The following is a 19,024-nucleotide window of genomic DNA, read 5'->3' as shown; positions in this document are numbered from 1 at the left end:
TTATGTTTTATCACGACAAAAAGTTGCAGTACAAAGTGCGGGTCGAAAAACCGGACCCGACCTTTGCCCGGGCGCTTCAGCAAGCCATCGGGGGGATCGAAGGAGAGATTCGGGTATGTTTGCAATACCTCTTCCAGGCCTGGAATTCGCGGGGGCCGGTTCGGTATCGCGATATGCTGCTCGATACCGGAACCGAGGAGATTTCCCACATTGAAATGCTGGCGACGGCCGTAGCCCTGAACCTGGAAGGCGCTTCCAACGACCTGATCGACGATCTGGTGGGAAAAAACCCGGTCGTGGAAGCCATTATGGGGGGGATGGACCCCCGGCACTACCTCTCGGGAGGATTGGGTGCGATGGCTGCCGATGCCAACGGCGTTCCCTTCAATGGCTCCTGGGTGGTTAGCTCGGGCAATACGGCCGCCGATATGTACGCCAATGTAATGGCCGAATCGACGGGACGGCTGCTGGCAACGCGTCTGTATAGCCTAACCAACGATGCGGGGATGAAAGATATGCTGTCCTTTCTGATTGCCCGCGATACCATGCACCAGAACCAGTGGCTGGCGGTTCTGGAAGAACTTGGACACGGCGATTTGCGCAACGTCCACCCGATTCCGAACAGTTTCCCGCAAGCCAATGAACAGCAGGAGTTTAGCTACGCTTTTGTGAACACTAACCTGGACAAGGAAGCCTCCGTAGGTACAAACCGGCGCTGGACTGAAGGGCCCTCGATCGACGGAAGGTCGACTTTTCGCGAAGAACCGGCCCGGCCTTACGGCAACGAACCGATGCTGGGACCTCCCGCGAAGGAAGCCTTCGCCCAGACCGAACAAATGCAGGATGCCGGTGAGAAGCGGTGAACGAATCATGGCTAAATTTTGGATATCAATGCATGAAACAATCTCCCGGGGATGCCCCCGGGAGATTGTTTTTGAAGGGGTAGCCCAACTCTTCTGCAACTTCGTAGTTACGCTCGCGAGGGATGTCCCTAAATTTTAGCAACGTTAATCTTTAAATCAGATGAAAAGCTATTGGACCGTGTTACCGCTGTCGGCGCTGCTGGCTTGCGGAGGTGGAAATTCGGGTGCAGATGGTCGGGATGAAGGTGGTCGTCGTGTCGAAGATCTGGGCCGTTTTGTGAGTGGAAGCCGACAGTTGAGCGAATATTACCAGTACGATCAGCCCTGTAATTACATCAGTGAATCGGCTATTTCAACAATGTTTGACCTCCCGGAAGGCACTGTGTTAACCTGGATGGAAACGGAAAGCACCTGTGATATTGTGCTGAATAATAAGAAAGTAGTGTCGCTTTCGACAACGGCCCGACGGCCCTTCGAATCGATTTTTCATGCTGAATATTATTTCGACCGGCTTTTTAAACCCGAAGATCTGACCGACCGGGGTCGTAAACAATATTACACCGGTCCGGATCCGATGGGTACGGGAGCTGAGGGACCGGCCGACGGTTTGGCTAAAACCCTTGAACCCGCGCCTGGAGCGACGGCAGAAAGCGGAGCCGCCAATAATCCATCGCCCGGCAACGGAGCCCCGGCCGGTGCGCCCAACGACTCCGCAGCCCGACACAGCGAACCCGGTGGAATCCGGGCGCAACTGGACGACAATGAGGAACAGCGCAATAGTCCGAAAAGTGTTCCGGGAGTAGCGGAAAAAGCAGTTTGGGACGCAAAAAACCGCACGTTGCATATCCTGAATCTGCAACATGTATTTCACATCATGGTCAAGCACGGCCCGACGGTGGCTGCCGACAGTGCCCATGCCGCCCACCTGGCCAGTCTGCTGATTAGCCAGGTGGATGAAGAGACAAACGTCGGAAGTGATCCGATTTATTAGCGATTGGTAAAAAAACTGTCAGAAATGGGTAAGACCTATTTTCTGACAGTCTCTTAAAACTTCAACGGCATTTCGTTTTCGGGGCAACATGGCAAACCGGATATTGATCAATAGTTTAGTTGCCCTTCTTTCCAATAAATTTCACTGTGGCCGTCCGCAAAATTTCGGGTTGTGATCAACACCAGTGTCGTGGGGTTTTTCAAAAACAGAGAGCTGTAATAGGCCCCTTCCGTCACCGGCAAATCCGGCCAGGGGTAAGAAATGGAACCGAAGTTTTTGGCAACGCTATTGCCGACCAGTACCAGCATGGTGTTCTTACGCCAGTCGCTGCTGATGGATCGCCCACCCGCATCCTGGGTGGAGAGCAGTGTCTGGCCGGTGGGTAGTTGAATCAGATCGGGCGCTCCGCCCCAAATCCGTTGTGTGGTCGCCAGCCACCGGCGGTTATTGGCCGGAGTCCCTAACCCGGCATACCGCCACCGGGCTGAAACCGACGACCATAGCACCCAGGGCGATTGCGTATTGTTGACCGATTCGATGGCGAATACCAGGCCTTTGTTATCGTGCAGTAGCAGCGGACTTGGCATGCCGTCGCGCATTCCGTTGGTGTAAGCGACATGCTCGGGCGTCGTCCATGATTGACCACTGTCGGTGGAGCGCGCCAGCAAAATTTCCTGTTGCGGATTGTTGCTCGGCCACCAGACCGCTTCACTTGAATAAAAAAGCTCAATTTCGCCATCGGGAAGCTGGATCATGGCGGGTTCCCAGGAACGGCCCGAGGCCACGATGCGGGGCGCCCCGAATGTCCAGCCCCGGTCCTGACTAATGCGAATCTGGATGTTTCCGTGGGTGTTGTCATCCGGTTTTCCCCGACCGGTGTAGGCCAGCATGACTGTGCCATTTTGCAGAACCAAAAGTTCCGGATTGGCAAAACCGTAGTAATTCGGATCGTTGTCGGGCACCAGAATTTCGGCTGGTGACCAGGTAGTGCCTCCGTCCGTGCTGCGCCGGATCGCAATGTTGTCCCAGTAATTTTCGACATCCCCGCAATGGTACGTCAGTAGCAAGGTATCGCCCATGATCCGGTGAATGCGACCATATTCCGCAAAATAGACCTCATGCGAGAGCTTCCGGGCGGTTTTATCCCAGGTAATGGACAGCGAAGGGTTGGTGTTGTCAACCGGGGGCTGATCGTCCGGGGCAACCGCCGACGAGTCAGTGGGCGGTTCGGGTGTGGGCGAGCCACCGGGGTCGGTTTTGCATTGCACTAAAAACACCCAACCGAACAGAACGATCAGGTAATTCACTTTCCGCCTATTCACACGTATTCCAGTCATAAAAAATTGGTTAATCCTTCGTTGACGCCAAACACACGCAGACAACGAATTGTCGATAAAGTCATTCGGGGCAAATTATAGAGAACGAAAAAAAACGAATAAAGAATGCAGCCGCACGTTGTGTGCAGTTCAGGATATCCTGTCTACAATCCACATCCAGTATCCAGCAACTAGTATCCATCCCAAACCGTCAATACCCCGGATTTTGGGTCAGGCCGGGGTTCAAATCCCGGTCGGTTTGCGGAATTGGCAGCAACTCACTGCGCCCCCGAACGAAGGTTGAAAAGGCCGGATCGCGGTTGGCAAGCTGCGGGCCGAGGTCGCCCCAACGGGCCAGGTCGTTCCAGCGCCAGCCTTCCCCCGACAGTTCTGTTACCCGTTCGTGCTTCAATTGACCCAGAAACTGCTCCGCCGTCAACCCCGGTCTTACCGTCGAAAGCCGGGGCAATCCGGCGCGCTGCCGCACCTGATCCACAAATGAATAAGCCTGGGCGGTTTTTCCCGTTGCGTTCAGCGCTTCGGCGTACATCAGCAGGACATCAGCGTAGCGGATATAGCGCCAGTTGTTGGGCGAGCGGTAACCTTCCTCGTTTTTCCAGTGGTCGTTCTGAAACTTCCGGAACCAGACACGCTGGTTATTCGTACCATACCGTTGGAGAAACGTTTGACCGTAAATCTGGGTGAAGGCCGGGCCACGCACATCGGTGGAGTCGAACAGAAACGAAGCTTCCAGCCGGGGATCGCGGGCACCCGTCGTCGTTCGTTCGTTGAATTCACGAACCACCCAGCGCCGGGCTTCGCCGTCGGACCATCCGATGCCGCTTGGACCGAAAAACTGTGCAATGGAGGTGCCGTAGTTCTGATTGGGCGTTTCGGTATCGTCGTCCGTGTACTCGGCAGGATTTAGTTCAAATTGCCACTCAAAAACCGATTCCCGGTTATTTTCGGTTGTCACCAGAAAGTTGTCGCGGTAATTGGGCATCAGGCTGTAAATGCCTTTGCCTTCGCCTTCGGTCAGCCATTGCAGGGGCGTGATGGCTTCTGCGTATTTCCGTTGTTGCAAATAGGTGCGGGCCAGCAAGGCGAAGGCGGCTCCTTTAGTCGCCCGGCCCAGGTCATTCGGTCCATAGGTTGTCGGCAAACCGGTGGCAGCTTCGGTCAGGTCTTTCTCGATTTGCGCCCAGACCTGCGCCTGGGTCGCGCTGGCAGGCTGATCACCCACGACCGAGGGTTCCAGAATCAGCGGGACATTGCCCCAGAGCGTGGCCAGGTGAAAGTAGAACATGGCCCGTAGAAACTTGGCTTCGCCGACGTACCGCTGCTTCAAGGTTTCGTCCATCGGAATGGCCGGGACGTTGGCAATGACTTGATTCGCCCGGTTGATGCCAATGTAATTATCATTCCAGACACCGTAGGCATTGCCGTAATTGTAGTCGGTGATCAGAAACTGATCCATGTTATTGACTATATCCGTGGCCGGGCTCAGGCTTTGGCCTTCATCGGAGCGGATGATGTAGTAAAACGGCATCCAGCGCGAAATACCGCCCCGGTGCGTCGTGCTGTAAACGGCATTCACGCCCGCCAGCGCATCATCTGCGGTTTTCCAGAACGACTGCGTCGTCACCTGGTTGGGATTGACAATGTCCAGATTCCGGTCGCAACCGGTAAAGGCGATCGTCGTTGCGACTGCCAGTAAAATCAGACGATTCTTCATGGAGTTTTTATAGCAGAGGTTGGTCTTAAAAATCGAAGTTAACGCCAAGGGATACGACGCGCGGGGTGGGCCAGTGGCCGTTGTCGACACCCCGTTCCTGAATGTTGGCCCCGGTAACGTCCGGATCGAGACCGCTGTAGCCTGTGATCGTGAACAGGTTCTGGCCGCTGACATACACCCGCGCTCCCCGGATTTTGGCCCGGTTCAGGACGTTGGCCGGTAAGGAATAGCCGATTTCAATATTCCGCAGCCGGACGTACGATGCGTTTTCCAGCCACCGATCGGTATACCCCAGGTTGTTCGAAATGATGCCCTGATCACCAGCTTCCAGCCCCAGGCGCGGGTCGCTGGTGTTGGTATTTTCCGGAGTCCACGGGTTGATATCGGCCCGGAAGTTGGTGAGCTGGTAGGTATCCAATGTCCGGCGCACGTCATTATAGACCGTATAGCCAAACACGCCCACAAACTGAATATTCAGCGAGAACTGTTTGTACGACGCGTTGGCTTGCGCGCCGGCCTGTAATTTGGGCCAGGGTGATGACACAAACTGGCGATCGTTCACGTCGATCCGTCCGTCGTTGTTGGTGTCCTCGTACCGCACATCGCCCGGTTTGGCAAACGGTTGTACCAGTTGTCCATCCGGTCCCCGGTAATTGTTGATCTCTTCCTGGTTCTGGAAAAGCCCGTTCGTTTTCAGGACATACCACTGCCCGACGGGATTGCCGACCTGCGAGCGGGTGTTGCCACTGAGGATGTAATTGATGTTCTGGCCCTGGTTCCCAACGTTTTCAACCCGGTTTTTGATGGTCGTAAAGTTGCCCGATACATCCCATTTGATGGCGTGTTCGTTGTTGCGGTAGGTGGCCGAAAATTCAACGCCCCGGTTGCGGATCGACGCCGTGTTGACGTACGGATTCCCGCGCAGGTTGCCCAGGTAACCCGGCACTGTCAGGTTCAGAATCGCATCCGACGACAGCGAGTTGTAGACATTGATCTCGGCCGTCAGGCGGTTGCGCCAGAAACTGGCCGTCAGCCCATAATTCTGCTGCGTCCGTTCCTCCCAGCGCAAATCCGGGTTGGCAAGCTGGGCCTGGTAAGCACCCACATTTTCGTTTTGATCAACACCAAAAATCGCCCGGGGGTTGTTGTTGATAAACGCCGTGTAGGGGAAAGATCCCAGCGTGGGTACCACAATACCCAGCTTCCCGTAGGATACATTCAGTTTCAGATCGGTCACCCAATCCACCTTGAAAAAATCTTCCTGACTAATGCGCCAGGCTGCGGCCACCGAAGGGAAAAAACCGGTCCGGTTGTTGGCTCCGAAGCGCGAATCCTGATCGACCCGGCCGGTCAGCGTCAGCAGGTATTTGTCTTTGTAGGTGTAATTGATCCGGCCGAGGTAACCCAGAATCCGGTAGAAGTCCGGAATGCCCCCGGCCGAGGTCGAAACGCCGGTGGCGGCTCCGATGGTGTTGAAGTATTGCCCCCCGGCAAAGGCCAGATTGGTCCGTCCGCCCGTCGTAATTTCGCGTCGGGTGGTTTGCTGGCTGATTCCGACGACGCCGTTGAGGTTGTGCGGGCCGAATGTCCGGTTGAAGTTCAGGGTATGTTCAAACAGCAGGCTCGAATACCGGGAGCGATCTTCCGAAACCGAACTCGGCACCACGGCGGCATTGTACTGATATACCCCGATCCGGCGCAGGCTCTGGATGTAATCAAAGCTGACCTCCAGCCCCGCGTTGAAGCGGTAACTCAACCAGTCGGCAAATTTGAACTCCAGATAGCCGTTACCGACCAGTTTGGCAAAATTGCTTTTATTCGAGGCCAGGTTGCGGGCGGCTACCGGGTTGAAGGCATACGTAACCGCATCGGGATACGAACCGATTCCCCAGCCTTCGGGATTGGTGGCGCTGACGTAGCGAGGGTCCTGCACCGGAATAACCGGCAGGTTGCTGGCCATGTCGTAAATCGGGTTACCCGCCGGGAAGTTTCGGGTATTCGAATTGGTCAGGACCAGATTTTCGCCGATCGTAAACCGGCCAAATTCGCTCCGGGTGTTGATCCGCAGGCTGGCCCGGTTGAAACCGGTTCCCCGGACATAGCCGGTATTGTCGAAATAGCTGCCCGAGATCAGGTAGTTGCCGGTTTTGGTCCCACCCGAAAGGCTCAGGTTGTAATCCTGAAGGTTGCCGGTCTGAAGCACCTCGTTTTGCCAGTCGGTATCGATGTTTGGGTTGAAGGTGCCGGTGGCGACGCTGGCCGGAGGTGTCTGACCCGCATTCTGGTACTGGGTGCGTTGCAGGGCGGCAAACCCGGCAGCATCGGTCAGATCCCAGCGTTTGGCCACCTGTTGAATCCCATATTTACCCGAAAACGAAATCCGGACCGGACCTTCCTTGCCCTGCTTGGTCGTGATGATGATGACGCCGTTGGCCGCCCGTGACCCGTAAATTGCAGCCGCCGATGCATCTTTCAGTACCTGAATCGACTCAATGTCGTTGGTGTTGATGGTCGGGTTGGCATCGGCAATCATGCCGTCGATGATGTAGAGCGGATCGGTGTTCAGGAAGCTGGCGACCCCCCGAATCTGGATGGATGCCTGCTGGCCGGGAACGCCGGTATTCCGAACTGTCACGCCCGGTGACAACCCCTGAATGGACTCAGCCAGTGACTGTGCCGTAACCTTACTGGCATCGGTCGGGCTGATCACGGCATTGGCCCCGGTAACATCCCGCTTCCGGACCGCCTGATACCCAATCACGACAACCTCGTCCAGCGCTGTGGCCGTGGGCGACATCGTCACATCGACCGTGCTGCGGTTGTTGATCGGTACATCCTGCGACGCATAGCCGATGAACGAAAACGTCAGCACGCTGCTGCCCTCCGGGACATTGATCGTGTAAATGCCTTCGCCGTTGGTGGTGGTTCCGTTGGTTGTTCCTTTGATTAAAACCGTGACTCCGGGCAGCGGTTGCCCGGTTTCGTCGACCACACGCCCCGTAATCGGTTGCAGCGTTGCGCGGGTTTGGGCGTACAGGATAGCATTCGGGCCAAAGCACGGAAGAATTACCAGCATAACCGCCAGCCCGCAGCAAAAAAGCGATGAATAAACTCGCCGAGTGCGAAACAATATAGTCTTTCTCATAGAAGGTGTGCTAAACGGGTTACAGATTGAAACTGGTTATCGAGGTTGAATCGGGCCATAAATTGAAACCTTTGGTAATACTTCATGAATAAGTGTTTTTACGCTCAATGAAAGGGGTTTGAATACTCAGGGTGCCTGGTTATCAGGAAGTGGAGTACCGAATAGTCTAATTTTGAACAGACATAAGCATGATGTTCAGTCTTGGCTGGTAAATGATTGAACAAAACATAGTTTTTTTTGAAAATTTAGAGTAATGTCCCAAGCACGTAACCTGAAAAAGAAGGTAGGGTTTAAGCAAACAAGGGAATGGGGCAGGGGACGCTGGGCATGTTGTTCGGGTGGGCCGAAAGCTTACTTTGCAGGATACTCGTTTCTCCTTCTTTACGCTGGCGGGTTGTCAGGCTGGAAGTCATGTAGCCAAACCGAACAGCAGCCACGAGTGGCTTTGGGCTTCCCGTTTTGAAACCGCCGTGGTAAATCCGGAAGCGTTAAAAACCATGTAAACCAGTAAAAGCGATTTGTGATGAAGACGATGGAAGAATTTATGGAGCCGATTGCCATGCAAGTGGGCATCGATCCGGACGGTGAGGTGTGCGTAGCCAGGGAGGGGTTGATTGAGGAACCGCAGGATTTGCTTGACCAGTTGGAAGACGCCCAACCGGCGGATGCCGCCATCATTGGGGTGGCTCAGAAAATGGAACATTACGAGATCGCGGCCTACGGAACCGCCCGGACGCTGGCGCAGCAGGCTGGTCAGGACCAGGTGGTCGAACTGCTTCAGCAAACGCTGCAAAAAGAGAAAGCAACCGATGAGAAGCTGACCGTCATTGCGACCAGTCAGGTGAATCAGATGGCACTGAATTCTTAAGCATCCAAAACCGGTATATCGACGGTGGCTAACCGATTGATATACGGTTACGTACAGGCGGGCCGGACTTCAAGGTTGCCGAACAGGAACAGACTACTTATGAATATCATTTCAACCAAAGTTCACGGTGTAATCGATTATGTCGCCGGGTCTTTTTTCGTTATATCCCCCTGGATTTTTGGCTTTGCCGATCGCGATGCCGCTCAGTGGGTGCCGATTATTCTGGGGGTAATGGCAATCATTTATTCCATTTTTACTGACTACGAATTAGGGCTGATTCGGCGGCTACCGATGCCGATGCATTTAACGATGGACGTTTTGAGTGGAATCGTGATGGTGGCTTCGCCCTGGCTTTTCGATTTCGCCAATCGAGTGTACCTGCCGCATGTCATTTTTGGCGCTTTCGAGATCGGGGCCGGACTCCTGACGCAGCGGAAGCCCTATGTAAACAAGAGTACCACACCATTTCATGAGTAGGATCAATAGAGTTTTTCTCTGGTAAACTCTGATGCCCTCTGATTAACTCTGTGTAATAACAAATCCCTATAACTCAGGCTGCTTCACCACGACCGATTCAACCCGGCTACGGACAAATTCCACCCCGGCCTGTGCCCGCACCAACGCTTCGGCATACGGCTCATACAGGACATGTCCGGGCGGGTTGGTCGACAGGTCGGCGTCCCAAAGCCCAGAATGGTGCCATCGGTCAGGATGATCCCAGTCCGGGCGGTCGATGATGGGGTAGAGGCAAGCGCCCCAAAGGGGGATCCCGGTCTGAAGCACGGCCGCACATTCGCGCCCAATCATCTCGATCCAAAGCGGCCGGTCGATGCCCGGATGGCTGGTTTCGGTCAGCACAATGGGAAGATTATAACGCCGGTAGGCTTTGAGCAACAGCTTTCGGAGTGGCACCCAGCGCGGGTCCGGAACCGGGTCGTTCCAGCCCAGAAACGTCTCCGTTCCCTCAATCCACTGGTTATTGTAATAATAATTCAACCCGAGCAAATCCAGGTACGCGGGCGACCCGCCGAGGTCCGGAGCCAGGTAGCCCGCCAGCATATCGATAGCCTGGAACTGATCCTCGTCGGCCCGGGCAGCCCGAAGAACCTGCTCGTCGGAGGCATCGAGAGGAGGAACCATTTGAACCAGCGGCTCCGTCGTCAAAATCCGGATTGACGGGTCTAGTTCACGCAGGGCGGCCACCCCTTCGATGTAGGCCCGCATGAGCCCCCGCTTCACTTCCCAGCCCTGACCGATGCAGTAGGGGGTGGTGCCCCGCACTTCGCCACCTAGCCACGACATAAAGCTTACTTCGTTGATCGGTGTGACAATCAGCGTGTCGTCGGGATAACGATCGCGGTAGAAGTGTACAAATGATCGGCAGAGCGCTGCAAACCGCCGGGCAAACTGGGGGTGGAGGGGCGTCAGATCGTCGGGGTAGCCAAAGTGACACAAGTCCCAGATTTGTTGAATACCCTCGCGGTGGCCAACCGTAAGCATGTGTTCAACGACACGCCAGTCGTATTGTCCGGCGGTTTTTTCCACCTGGCTCCAGCGGATGCCTTCCCGAACGGTTCGGATCTGAAACGGGTTCAATTGCCGATAATCTGCTTCGAGCATGGCCAAATGCCCGGTCTGAGGCAAAAAATCAACCCGGTTTCCAAAACAGTTGAGTTGGTCGGTGCATTCAAACCCCGCCCACCAGAACGAATAAAACGGGTTTTGGTTCGACATGGAAAAAGGGTAAGTCGTCAATACAAATAGATTTTAGAATAAATCAAAGGTGGAAAAAAAGATTGCAAAATCCGGGGTGCTGACGGTTTTCCGAGCGAAAGGGAATGGCTCTGGCAGAAGCGACGCATGCTGGAAGTGGTAAGCACAGAAGAAACCCCGGCGTACGAACAAACCGTTGACCAGCGGGTTACTTTATTGAATACGATCTTGTATGTTAATCCCCTGTTTCGATGAAAACCACAACGCAGTCGATTGAGCAATTGAGCATCAATACCGTGCGGGTATTAGCCGCCGATGCGGTTCAGAAAGCCAATTCCGGCCATCCCGGTTTACCGATGGGAGCCGCCCCGATTGGGCATATCCTCTGGACGGAAGCCATGAACTACAACCCGCAGAATCCCGACTGGCCCAACCGCGACCGGTTTATTCTGTCGGCGGGGCATGGCTGTATGTTGCAGTATTGCTTCATGTACCTGACGGGTTACGAACTAAGTCTGGATGACCTGAAGCAGTTTCGGCAACTCGATAGCCTGACGCCCGGCCACCCGGAATACGGCTTATCGCGGGGGGTAGAAATCACGACGGGGCCCTTGGGACAGGGTTTTGCCAACGGCGTTGGATTTGCCATCGGGCAGTATCACCTGGCCGCCCGTTACAACAAGCCGGAATTCCCCCTATTCGACTATAAAATTTACGCCTTGTGCAGCGATGGCGATATGATGGAGGGCATTACGTCCGAAGCGGCTTCGCTGGCGGCCCATCTGCAACTGGGCAACCTGATTTATTTCTACGACGATAACCACATTTCCATTGAAGGCAGCACCGACCTGACCTTCACGGAAGACGTCGCTCAGCGGTTTCAGGCCTACGGCTGGCATGTGCAGGTGGTACCGGACGGTAACGACCTGGAAGCGCTTTATCAGGCCGTGAAAGCCGCTCAGGAGGAAACCACCCGTCCGTCGCTGATCAAAGTCCGGACGCATATCGGTTATGGTAGTCCCAACAAAATGGACACCGCTGAAGCCCACGGTTCTCCATTGGGAGAAGATGAACTCCGGCTGGTGAAAGAAAATTTCGGTTTTAATCCCGACGAATCGTTTGTGGTACCAGAAGATGTGCTTCATTTTTACCGGGAAATCGGCAAGGAGCGGGGGAAGAAAGAAGAAAAATGGAATGATCTGTTCAACGCCTACAAAGCGAAATACCCCGATCTGGCGCAGGAGTTTGAGTGGGTTACCAACGGGAAACTGCCGGATGGGTGGGAGCAGAAGATACCGGTATTTCCGGCCGGGGACGAAAAAATAGCGACCCGCAAAGCCTCCGGCAAAGTTCTGAACGCCATTGCCGACGACTTGCCGCATCTGATCGGCGGCTCGGCGGATTTGTCGCCTTCGACCGATACGGATTTGAAGAACTATCAATCCTTCTCGGCCGAAAACCGGGCCGGACGGATTTTTCATTTCGGGATTCGGGAACACGCGATGGGTGCCGTTCTGAACGGGCTGGCCGTCACGAAAGGCATTATTCCTTATGGCGCGACCTTTCTGGTGTTTTCCGACTACCTGCGTCCGACAATCCGGCTGGCGGCCATCATGAAAATCCGGCCGGTGTTTATCTTTACGCACGACAGCATCGGGCTGGGCGAAGACGGCACCACGCACCAGCCCATCGAGCACCTGATGGCGCTGCGGGCGATTCCGAACCTGATCGTGATCCGACCCGCCGATGCCAACGAAACCGCCCAGGCCTGGCGGGTGGCTATCCAGCACCCCGGTGGCCCCGTTGCCCTCATCCTGACCCGACAGGGCTTGCCCGTCATCGATCAGGAAAAATATACCAAAGCCGACGCGCTGGAAAAAGGTGCCTACATTCTGTCCGATTCAGACAAAAAACCGGATGTTATTTTGATTGGGACCGGCTCGGAAGTGTCGTTGTTGTTGCAGGCGCAGGAGCAACTGAAAGCCGAATCGATTGCCGCCCGCGTGGTTAGTATGCCCTCCTGGGAACTGTTTGACCGTCAAGATGCTTCATACAAAGAGACGGTTTTTCCGAAAGCCATCAAAAAACGGCTGGCCGTCGAAGCCGGGGCGGTGTTGGGCTGGTACAAATATGTCACCGACGAAGGCGATATCCTGGGTATGACCTCCTTCGGCGAATCGGCTCCGGCGGGTGATCTGTTCAAGAAGTTCGGTTTTACGGTGGAAAATGTTGTCAGCCGGGCGAAGAAATTACTCTCTTGAATTTCATTATTCGGTGTTCGTTATTCAATATTCGATATTTAATGATCGGTTAATATCGAATATTGAATAACGAACACCGAATAGCGAAGTAAAAACCAAAAACTCATGAAAATAGGCATTGCCGCCGATCATGGCGGCTTCGAACTGAAAGAAACCCTTCACACGTACCTGACCGACCTGGGCTATGAGGTCGTCGATTTTGGGGCCCATACCTACGAAAGCACCGACGATTATCCCGACAAAATCATCCCGCTGGCGCAGGCGGTTTCGCGCCGGGAAGTCGAACGCGGGGTGGCGGTTTGCGGGAGCGGAGTGGGGGCTGCCATTGTCGCCAACAAGATTCCGGGCGTTCGGGCGGCTTTGATCAACGATCATTTTTCGGCCCACCAGGGTGTAGAAGACGACGATATGAACTTAATTTGCCTCGGCGGACGGATCACCGGCAACCGGGTAGCCGAAGAATTCATCCGCGCCTTCCTCGAAGCCCGCTTCAGCGGAGCCGAGCGACACCTCCGGCGACTGAACAAAGTGATTGAATTAGAACAGAAGTGATTTCGTTATTCGATGTTCGCTATTCAATATTCGATATTAACCGATCATTAAATATCGAATAGCGAACACAGAATAACGAAGGGAATAACGTTAAACCTCAAACGAAAAATGGCAAATCGCGTAAAACAGATTCACGAGTTCGGGCAGAGTATCTGGCTGGATTTCATCGACCGGAAAATCATGGATTCCGGCCAACTGCAACAGCTCATCGACGAAGACGGTGTCCGGGGCATTACGTCCAATCCGGCTATTTTCGAAAAAGCCATCAGCAGCAGTTCAGATTACGACGAGGACATCAAACGGCTGGCGAAGGAAGGCAAAAGTGACGAAGATATTTTTTACGGACTGGCGGTCAGCGACATTCAGCGCGCGGCCGATTTGTTCAAACCGGTGTATGAAGAGGAAATTCGGGGTGCGGATGGCTACGTGAGTCTGGAAGTGTCGCCGTTTCTGGCGCTTGATACGGAAGGCACCATCAACCAGGCCCGCCAACTCTGGAAAGCCGTGGATCGCGAAAACGTCATGATCAAAATCCCCGGCACGGCCCCCGGTTTGCCCGCTATTCAAACGGCCATTCGCGAAGGCATCAACGTGAACGTGACGCTGCTGTTCGGGCTGGATCGGTACGAAGCCGTGACCGATGCCTACATTTCGGGCCTGGAAGCCCGGGCTGAAGCCGGTTTACCGATCGACCACATTGCCTCGGTGGCCAGCTTCTTTCTGAGCCGCATCGACGTGATGGTCGACCCGCTGCTCGATGAAAAAGGCGCGCCGGAACTGAAAGCGCAGGTGGCCATTGCCTCGGCCCGCAAGGCCTACGAAATCTACAAGCGCGTGTTCAACAGCGAACGGTTTGCCAAACTAAAAGCCAAAGGGGCCAAACCGCAGCGGTTGCTGTGGGCCAGCACGAGCAGCAAAAACCCGGCGATTCCCGACACGAAATACGTCGAAGAACTGATCGGCCCCGATACGGTGGATACGGTTCCGATGGAAACGCTGGAAGCGTTCCGGGATCACGGCGTGGCCGAAAACCGGCTGGAAAATGACCTGGAGAAATCGACCGAGATTCTGGAGAAGCTGAAAACCGTCGGCATCGATATTGACGAAATCACCCAGAAACTTGAAGATGAAGGCATCGAGAAGTTCAACAAGCCGTACGAAAAACTCCTCGCGGCCATTAATACCCAAAAGAAAACGCTCGAACACGCTTGATCTGCCGTTTAAGGTTTGAGGTTTAACGTTTGACGTTGCCAAAAACCTTAAACGTTATACCTCAAACCTTAAACGACTCAAATGGCTGAAACGAAGTATAATTTTGGCATGATTGGCCTCGGTACGATGGGCCGGAATCTGCTGCTTAACATGGCCGATCACGGTGTTCCCGTGGCGGGGTATGACATCAACCCCGATCAGGTGGCCGGTTTTGAAAAAGAAGGTGAAGGCAAACCCGTCAAAGGGTTTACCGATCTGGCGGCCATGACGCAAAGCCTGTCCAAACCCCGGGCGATCATGATGCTGGTGCCCGCCGGAAAACCGGTCGACAATGTGATTGAAAACCTGCTCCCGTTGCTCGAACCCGGCGACATCATGATCGACGGGGGAAACTCGCATTTTACGGATACAGTCATCCGGGATAAATACCTCGATCAGAAAGGATTGCACTTTTTTGGGATGGGGATTTCGGGCGGGGAAGAAGGCGCCCGCAAAGGCCCGAGCATGATGCCGGGTGGCGATAAACAGGCGTATTTGACACTGAAACCCATTTTTGAAGCCATTGCCGCCAAAGTCGATGGCGCGCCGTGCGTGACCCACATCGGCCCGGGCGCTTCGGGTCATTTTGTAAAGATGGTCCACAACGGCATCGAATACGGTCTGATGCAATTGATTGCCGAAACCTACGAAGTGCTGCGCAAGGGTCTGCAACTCGGCAACGAAGAGCTTTACCAGCTTTTCAAACAATGGAATGAAGGCCGATTGCAATCGTTTTTGATCGAAGTAACCCGCGATATTTTCAATTTCCGGGAAAATGGTTCCGACCAATACTTGGTTGATCGAATCAAGGACCAGGCCAAGTCGAAGGGAACCGGCAAGTGGACCTCGCAAGTCGCGATGGACCTGGAGGTGCCAATTCCGACCATCGACACGGCGGTGGCGATGCGTGATTTGTCGAAATACAAAACGCTGCGGACCAAAGCGGCCACGGTGTACGGCGACCTACCAGCTGCGCTGACGGTCGACAAAGCCGAATTTCTGGAACAGGTGGAACAGGCGCTGTATTTCAGCACCATCATGACCTACGCCCAGGGGCTGGATTTGCTGTATCGGTCGTCGATTGCGTACGGCTACAACCTGAATCTGGCCGAAATTGCCAAAATCTGGCGAGGTGGGTGCATCATTCGGGCTACGCTGTTGAACGACATTTTCAATGCCTACGAAAAAGCGCCGAGTCTGGAGCACCTGCTGCTGGATGAATCGGTGGCGGGGTTGGTGAAAGAAAGTGAGTCGGGTGCCCGCTCAGTGATTTCGACGGCTATCTCGGCGGGGATTGCTCTTCCGGCTTTTGCCGCTTCGCTAACGTATTTCGATGCGTTCCGGAGCGAACGCATGCCCTCGAACCTGATTCAGGCCCAGCGCGATTACTTTGGCGCTCACACCTACGAACTGATTGACAAAGAAGGCGTTTTCCACACCCACTGGACGCCACTTCCCGGAAAACCATGAAATCAACGCTCACTCCGCAACCCACCGTTTTCGTGATTTTCGGTGGGACCGGCGACCTGGCCTGGCGCAAACTGGCCCCGGCTCTATACAACTTGTACCTCGACGGCTGGATGCCCGAGCATTTTTCGATCATCGGCACCGGCCGGACGCAGCTCAGCGACGACCAGTTTCGGGAAAAACTGCTCGAAGGAATTAACAAATTCTCGCGCAGCGGAAAAGCCAAACCGGAACAGTGGGACACGTTCTGCCGAAACATTTTCTACCAGGTGTCGGATCTGACCAAGGAAAAAACCTACCAGGAACTGGGCGAGCGGTTTGCCGCCTACGAAAGCGAATGGGGGCAGAAAGCCGACATCATTTACTACCTGGCCGTTGCGCCCAACTTCTTCCCGATCATTGCCGATAATATCGCGAAGAAATGCCCGAACACCGGCCTGGACCGCACGCGTATCGTGATCGAAAAACCGTTTGGGCACGATCTGGAGTCGGCCAAAGCCCTGAATGCGCAGTTGCAGGGCATTTTTGACGAGAAGCAGATTTACCGCATTGACCACTATCTCGGCAAGGAAACCGTTCAGAACATCATGGCGTTTCGGTTTGCCAACTCGCTGCTCGAACCGATCTGGAACCGGAATTACATCGACCACGTCCAGATTTCGGTGACCGAACAACTCGGCGTCGAAGACCGGGGTGGTTATTACGACGGCGCCGGGGCCATGCGCGACATGATTCAGAATCACATTCTGCAATTGCTTTGCCTGATTGCGATGGAACCGCCGATTAACCTGGATGCCGACGAGGTTCGGAACCGCCGGGTGGACGTGCTGCGGTCGATGCGCCGATTCGATGCCGACGCCATCCGGTTTTCGGCCGTTCGGGGCCAGTACGCGCACGGCTGGATCGAAGGGAAGGAAGTTCCCGGTTATCGGCAGGAACCGGAGGTCAACCCGGACTCGAACACCGAAACCTTCGCGGCCGTGAAGTTCTTTGTCGACAACTGGCGGTGGCAGAATGTGCCGTTCTACGTCCGTACGGGCAAGCACCTGAGCCAGTCGGCTTCGGTGATCTCGATTCAGTTCAAGAACGTTCCGCACTCCATTTTTCCGCCGGAAGCGGCCGAAAACTGGCAGCAAAACCGCCTGATTTTCAGCATTCAACCCGAAATGAGCATTCGGTTGCAAATGCAGGCCAAGCGGCCCGGCCTGGACATGACGCTGAACCCGGTCGATCTGGTGTTCGATTACAGCGGCACCTATTCCGGCAAACCGCCCGAAGCCTATGAGACGCTGCTGCTCGACACCATGCTGGGTGACCAGACGCTGTTCATGCGCAGCGACCAGGTCGAAGCGGCCTGGGAGTTGATTATGCCGATTCTGCGGGCCTGGGAAAGCAAGAAAAGCCTGAGTTTCCCGAATTACCCGGCCGGTTCATGGGGGCCCGAAAACGCCGAAGCCCTCATTGCCCAGGACGGTTTTCACTGGTTTACGCTTCCGCTAAACGGGAAACATTGATGAGCCAACCCATCCTTCATATTTACGAAACGGCCGACGCTACCCTGGTGGCGTTGGCCGACTTTTTTGTCGAAACTGCCAAAATGGCCATCGCCGAAACCGGGCGGTTTTCCGTCTCGCTCTCGGGCGGCAGTTCGCCCAAGAAACTCTATGAACTGCTTGCCACACCCGAGTATAGCCGTCGGATCGACTGGGACAAAGTCGATTTTTTCTTCGGTGACGAACGCTACGTGCCCGCCGATCATCCGGACAGCAACGCGCTGATGGTCAAAAAAGCCTTGTTCGATCCGCTGCGGATTCCGGCGGAGAACATCTTTGCGGTCGATACGAGCTTACCGCCCGACGAAGCCGCCGAGCAATACGCCCAAACCATCCGAAACCGTTACCAGGCCGAGGCTGTACGGTTCGACCTGATTCTGTTGGGATTAGGCGACAATTCGCACACAGCCTCGTTGTTTCCGCACACGCCGGTGTTGCACGATACCTCCGTTTCGGTGAAAGCGGTTTTTCTGACCGACCAGAACGTGTACCGGATTACGATGACGGCCCCGTTGCTCAACCTTGGGCGTCGGCTGGCGTATCTGGTGTACGGGCAAGGGAAAGCCGAAGCGGTCGAAGCCGTGCTGAATGGCCCGGAAGACATTGAAAATCACCCGGCCCAACTCCTGCGGAAAGCCGAAGGCGAAATCCACTGGTTCCTCGACAAACCGGCGGTCCGTGGGTACAGGTATTCAATTTAATATATAAGATACAATAATATATAATTAATGTTGTTATAGTGGCAGGTAGCTATTCAATCTGACCACTATGCCCTATTCAGGTTTACGACAGCTCTTAATTTGCGCCCTTGGACTTATCCTGTCCCAGGGGCTTGCTGCACAAACAGCCCCAAATCTGCTTCAGCGCGGAGCGGAGACGCTGACACGTGCTGAACACATGCTTTGGCAGGCCACCAAAGCCCCGGGAGTCATTCAACTGAAGAAACAGCGGTTTAAGGCATCAAAAACAGCCGAAACGTCGTTTTACATGCGATTTGACGGAAAGGCAAATCAGAAAACGTTGCACGTGTATTATTTCATTCCGGGCAAATGGCTGATCCGCAATTTCCCACCGAACGTTGCACTGATTGGGCCGGAAAACGTTTCGACAAATCTGACCAAATACGTCTCGGTGCAGGATGGAACGATTATTTATGGCATTTTTCCGCTGGAATTGCCTAATAAACCGTATACAGATGTCGTTCGATTTAAAGCCTCAGTGCCCGGAAAGCTCATTGCTTTTTTGTAAAACCTCCTGTACCCACGGACCGCCGGGCGGCCCCGTTTAGTCCGTGAGTTGCGCGTTACTC

The 19,024-nt window shown here is 54.6% G+C and carries 16 protein-coding genes; 11 read left to right on the top strand and 5 right to left on the bottom strand.

The annotated features are described in order from the left end of the window. The first annotated feature begins 2 nt into the window (after positions 1–2). Complete coding sequence (locus ACO2Q8_RS14765) at positions 3–863, top strand: manganese catalase family protein (RefSeq protein WP_423345599.1); 861 nt, start codon at positions 3–5, stop codon at positions 861–863. 160 nt (positions 864–1,023) lie between these two features. Next, positions 1,024–1,854, top strand: a complete 831-nt coding sequence (locus tag ACO2Q8_RS14760) for a hypothetical protein (protein ID WP_423345598.1) — start codon at positions 1,024–1,026, stop codon at positions 1,852–1,854. 107 nt (positions 1,855–1,961) lie between these two features. Here ACO2Q8_RS14760 and ACO2Q8_RS14755 read toward each other — a convergent pair whose 3' ends face one another. From ACO2Q8_RS14755 to ACO2Q8_RS14740, 4 genes are all read right to left on the bottom strand, one after another. Further along, on the bottom strand, positions 1,962–3,191 hold the full coding sequence (locus ACO2Q8_RS14755) for a sialidase family protein (protein ID WP_423345597.1): 1,230 nt from the start codon (positions 3,189–3,191) through the stop codon (positions 1,962–1,964). Between the two features lie 190 nt (positions 3,192–3,381). Then, positions 3,382–4,905 (bottom strand): RagB/SusD family nutrient uptake outer membrane protein, encoded by a 1,524-nt coding sequence (locus tag ACO2Q8_RS14750; RefSeq protein ID WP_423345596.1) that lies wholly within the window; start codon positions 4,903–4,905, stop codon positions 3,382–3,384. A gap of 25 nt (positions 4,906–4,930) precedes the next feature. Beyond that, positions 4,931–8,050: a SusC/RagA family TonB-linked outer membrane protein gene (locus tag ACO2Q8_RS14745; RefSeq protein ID WP_423345595.1), complete on the bottom strand. Its 3,120-nt coding sequence runs from the start codon at positions 8,048–8,050 to the stop codon at positions 4,931–4,933. Between the two features lie 290 nt (positions 8,051–8,340). Continuing rightward, positions 8,341–8,487, bottom strand: coding sequence for a hypothetical protein (locus ACO2Q8_RS14740; protein ID WP_423345594.1), 147 nt, complete (start codon positions 8,485–8,487; stop codon positions 8,341–8,343). Positions 8,488–8,573: 86 nt separating this feature from the next. On the opposite strand from ACO2Q8_RS14740, the gene ACO2Q8_RS14735 reads away from it, so the two are divergent. Together ACO2Q8_RS14735 and ACO2Q8_RS14730 are read left to right on the top strand one after the other, a co-directional pair. Next, a complete protein-coding gene (locus ACO2Q8_RS14735; protein ID WP_423345593.1) occupies positions 8,574–8,918 on the top strand; it encodes a DUF892 family protein in 345 nt (114 codons plus the stop codon). Between the two features lie 99 nt (positions 8,919–9,017). Further along, positions 9,018–9,395 carry an SPW repeat protein gene (locus ACO2Q8_RS14730; protein WP_423345592.1) on the top strand — a complete coding sequence of 126 codons (378 nt, stop codon included), beginning with the start codon at positions 9,018–9,020 and terminating at the stop codon, positions 9,393–9,395. Between the two features lie 66 nt (positions 9,396–9,461). On the opposite strand, the gene ACO2Q8_RS14725 is transcribed toward ACO2Q8_RS14730, so the two are convergent. Beyond that, positions 9,462–10,652 (bottom strand): amine oxidase, encoded by a 1,191-nt coding sequence (locus tag ACO2Q8_RS14725; RefSeq protein WP_423345591.1) that lies wholly within the window; start codon positions 10,650–10,652, stop codon positions 9,462–9,464. 230 nt (positions 10,653–10,882) lie between these two features. Between ACO2Q8_RS14725 and tkt the strand changes: the two genes are divergently transcribed. The 7 genes from tkt (at position 10,883) to ACO2Q8_RS14690 (ending at position 18,963) form a co-directional block, all read left to right on the top strand. Then, complete coding sequence (tkt, locus tag ACO2Q8_RS14720) at positions 10,883–12,892, top strand: transketolase (protein ID WP_423345590.1); 2,010 nt, start codon at positions 10,883–10,885, stop codon at positions 12,890–12,892. A 105-nt stretch (positions 12,893–12,997) separates the two neighbouring features. Next, complete coding sequence (locus tag ACO2Q8_RS14715; protein ID WP_423345589.1) at positions 12,998–13,444, top strand: RpiB/LacA/LacB family sugar-phosphate isomerase; 447 nt, start codon at positions 12,998–13,000, stop codon at positions 13,442–13,444. Positions 13,445–13,552: 108 nt separating this feature from the next. Beyond that, positions 13,553–14,656 carry a transaldolase gene (gene tal / locus ACO2Q8_RS14710; protein WP_423345588.1) on the top strand — a complete coding sequence of 368 codons (1,104 nt, stop codon included), beginning with the start codon at positions 13,553–13,555 and terminating at the stop codon, positions 14,654–14,656. 81 nt (positions 14,657–14,737) lie between these two features. After that, the gene (gene gndA, locus ACO2Q8_RS14705) at positions 14,738–16,165 is read left to right on the top strand and encodes an NADP-dependent phosphogluconate dehydrogenase (RefSeq protein ID WP_423345587.1); all 1,428 of its coding nucleotides are present in this window, start codon (positions 14,738–14,740) and stop codon (positions 16,163–16,165) included. Further along, positions 16,162–17,676: a glucose-6-phosphate dehydrogenase gene (gene zwf, locus ACO2Q8_RS14700; RefSeq protein ID WP_423345586.1), complete on the top strand. Its 1,515-nt coding sequence runs from the start codon at positions 16,162–16,164 to the stop codon at positions 17,674–17,676. The genes gndA and zwf overlap by 4 nt, the downstream gene beginning before the upstream one ends. Next, complete coding sequence (pgl, locus tag ACO2Q8_RS14695) at positions 17,676–18,416, top strand: 6-phosphogluconolactonase (RefSeq protein WP_423345585.1); 741 nt, start codon at positions 17,676–17,678, stop codon at positions 18,414–18,416. Before zwf ends, pgl begins: the two co-directional genes overlap by 1 nt. A gap of 67 nt (positions 18,417–18,483) precedes the next feature. After that, complete coding sequence (locus ACO2Q8_RS14690) at positions 18,484–18,963, top strand: hypothetical protein (RefSeq protein ID WP_423345584.1); 480 nt, start codon at positions 18,484–18,486, stop codon at positions 18,961–18,963. The last annotated feature ends 61 nt before the right edge of the window (positions 18,964–19,024 follow it).

Source organism: Larkinella sp. VNQ87, assembly GCF_049445795.1.
GTDB lineage: Bacteria > Bacteroidota > Bacteroidia > Cytophagales > Spirosomataceae > Larkinella.
This window is presented reverse-complemented; position numbering and strand designations above follow the sequence as displayed.